Consider the following 2,274-nt stretch of genomic DNA (forward strand, 5'->3'; position numbering starts at 1 on the left):
ATTATACAAGCACTAAGTAGCAATAAGTTTAAAGAAATGGTCGGGGTTACCCATGTTAGTGAATCGAGCAACTTCGTCCGTTTGCACTTTAAAGACAAAAAGAACGTGCGTCTTCATGGTTTTGTGTTTACTGATCAGTTTCGTTCTAGAAACTCCTTAACCCAGTCCAGTGAGCCATTACAAAGCAAACAAAGTCGACTAGAGGCGTTAAAAGACCAACTCAATAAAGCGATTATTAAACGAGCTAACTACAACAACAGACGTTATGGATTACACAAAAGTAAGCCCGAGTTCAATGTGAGCAAAGTGCATTACTTACCTTTGAACTCCCGTTGGACAGCTACGCCATCTTTTTACATACCGCAACCTCACGTTAATTTTGCACAAATACCCGAGTTCAACCCATCTCTAAAAGGTTTTGAGATGGTTAAGCAAATTGAAGAAAGAAAGGCACTAACTGAACGAAACGCAAGGTTAGCGTTAGAACAGTATCACGAACAACAACAAAAGTTTATCCAAGAATGGATGAGTTTTTTGCTAGAAGGGAAAATAGAATATGAGCGACATCGAGAAGCAATTAGCTTCACAAATTACGTCATTGACGAAGAATCAGCAGATTTCAAACGAGCATTTACTCGCTATGATCGAGACACAGAACGAGTTTTACTTGAACACGATAAAAGAAATCCAAGAACAGTATCAACACGAACGCAAAACAATCCTGAACGAAATTATTCAGACACATCAGAACATTCAGCAGGAATACCAAGCCTCAGTCGAAGCGTTACAGTGGCTATCGAAAGCCTCAAACGAAGTATCCGTATCCACGAGACAGCAAATCGAGCAATTGAAACACCGCTTGAACATGCTGGAAAGCTCGCAGAAAGACAGCGGGATAGCTATCTCGAACTTAGTCGAGCTTTTGACGTTATAGCTTCCGAACCGAAATTGAAAGATGAGCTGAAATCGCGCTTGGTTAGAAATGAAGCACATAAAACATCACTTGTGAAAAAAGACGGTTTGAGGCGGGTTCTTAAAAAACTAACGAAGCCACAACCGCATGAGCAAGAGAGATTGGAGCGTTAAGTTGAATTGAAATTATGACAACAAAATCTCTTCTAGTAGCCTAGTGCAGATACCACACCCAATAATGTGTTAGTAAGGAGGAGATGTCATCAGCGTCAATTGAAGATCATAGCTTGCTGTGTTTTACCCCCGATAGGGGGTAAACTTCTTTTTACCCCCTATCAGGGGTAAATCTACCCTTAATCGAAGGTAACATGAGAAATTGTTATGTTGATAACATCGTCCAAGCAGTTAATCAAGTGGCACACATGGATACTCGCTCAATGATATTGCAGCGCGACTAGGGGTATCTGGAAAGACGCTTTATAAATGGGTGTCAAAGTTCTCAAAGCCTTCAGCAAAGCGTAAACAAGACGACGATCTCCCAGCGGAGGTAGCACGCTTTAAACGTCAATTAAAACGAGCAGAGCAAGAAAGAAATATATTAAAGGAAGCCGCTCGGTTCTTTGCACATCGAGCCACAATCGTATGAGCAAGAGGGATTAGAGTTATAACTTGAATTGAAATTATGACAACTGAATCTCTTCTAGCAATCTTGTGCAGGTACCACACTCAATTAATGTGTTAGTAAAGAGGAGATGCCATCTTACTTCCTACCGCGAAACTAGATCCATATATAATTCACAGCGTACGCTTCGTGTTTTCTACACCGAAAAACTTTTGCCTCAACGTCAGTTAGATCAGATGGGCAGTTTACTTTTAGCCTTACTCTTGCAAGTTACGTCTGGTTGGTCTATCTGAATGTATAGTAAATAATCACTTCTGTGATAGCATTGTCAGATACATGAAGCTTTGGTGACGTGAGGGCGGTAGCTTGCTGATTTTCCTTTAATTAATCGAGCATCCAGTTCTTTGTAAAACCAACGCTCAACTATCCGTTGTGTTGAGGCTTTGTTGACACCAAAAGGTCGACCTTTTCGCCAACCCAAAAGCCTATGGCGATATAGTATAGACGAGACCACATGAGTAAGCTGAAGGGAATGTTCACTAACTGGAAATAATACAATAATGCGATCGTTAACCGAGGCACGATGCTATCGTTGATTGGTGCTCTAACACCCCGTAGGAACGCAGAGATAGACAAATTTAACTTAGCCATGATTTAAGAGTCAGGAATGAATAAAGATAATGTAGAAGCAGCTTCGGCTGTGCAATCAGTTGTTGAAGAAAAAATTAGAGGTATGAAAG

Annotated in this window: 1 protein-coding gene and 1 pseudogene; both read left to right on the top strand. The window is 40.8% G+C overall.

Going from position 1 to position 2,274, the window contains the following annotated elements; genetic code table 11:
- A partial coding sequence (locus tag CAG68_RS20150) for a hypothetical protein (protein ID WP_161441571.1) occupies positions 1-1,086 on the top strand: 1,086 nt, incomplete at its 5' end.
- A 259-nt stretch (positions 1,087-1,345) separates the two neighbouring features.
- Positions 1,346-1,558, top strand: a pseudogene (locus CAG68_RS22590) (transposase); the annotation flags it as partial.
- Between the last annotated feature and the right edge of the window lie 716 nt (positions 1,559-2,274).

It is taken from the genome of Vibrio sp. V42_P2S4T144 (assembly GCF_009904715.1).
In the GTDB taxonomy this organism is placed as follows: Bacteria; Pseudomonadota; Gammaproteobacteria; order Enterobacterales; family Vibrionaceae; genus Vibrio; species Vibrio alginolyticus.